The organism is uncultured Paracoccus sp., assembly GCF_947487305.1.
GTDB lineage: Bacteria > Pseudomonadota > Alphaproteobacteria > Rhodobacterales > Rhodobacteraceae > Paracoccus.
In genome coordinates this window covers 1-518 of sequence record NZ_CANKWH010000092.1, presented here as the reverse complement: position 1 = coordinate 518, position 518 = coordinate 1, and the positions used below count along the sequence as shown (strand labels likewise).

Sequence of the window (518 nt, the reverse complement as noted above, 5' to 3'; positions counted from 1 at the left end):
AACCATCGTCGCGATGGACCGTGCGCCGGTCATGCGCTAACAATCAAACTGGACCACTCGAGTGGGGCCGATCAGACCGCTTCCGATCCAAGCGCTTGCTTGCTCATTTCTGAATGCGCCTCAAGCGCCTCAATAATTGCATCAAGCATAGCCCCTTTGAGGGCCGGCGAGTTGGCGAACTGCGCCTTGATGTTACTGGTCGACTGCTGGACCAGGGTCTTATTCTCCAACAGCCTTCCTTTGACGGCCATCACGTATGAAAGCTGATCATTTTCCGTCAGATCGCCGACGAAAAGGTCATTCATCTTTTGCAGGATCTGGGACAACAGCACCTTTTCCTTGTCCTGGACGCTACCTGATCCAGTCTCTGTTATGGGCTTCAGTTTCTCCTGCCCGTCACCGATCATCAGGTTCGTCTTGCTTGCAGCGAGCAGCTTGTGATGGACTTGCCCGGAAAAAGTGGAGAGCACCAACTGAGGAACCAGGAGGTGTTCTATGGGAAACGTGAACAGACCGAG

At 53.7% G+C, this 518-nt stretch carries 1 pseudogene; it reads right to left on the bottom strand.

The window, feature by feature from the left end:
* Positions 1 to 71 precede the first annotated feature (71 nt).
* A pseudogene (locus Q1A36_RS21395) lies at positions 72 to 518 on the bottom strand (hypothetical protein); the annotation flags it as partial.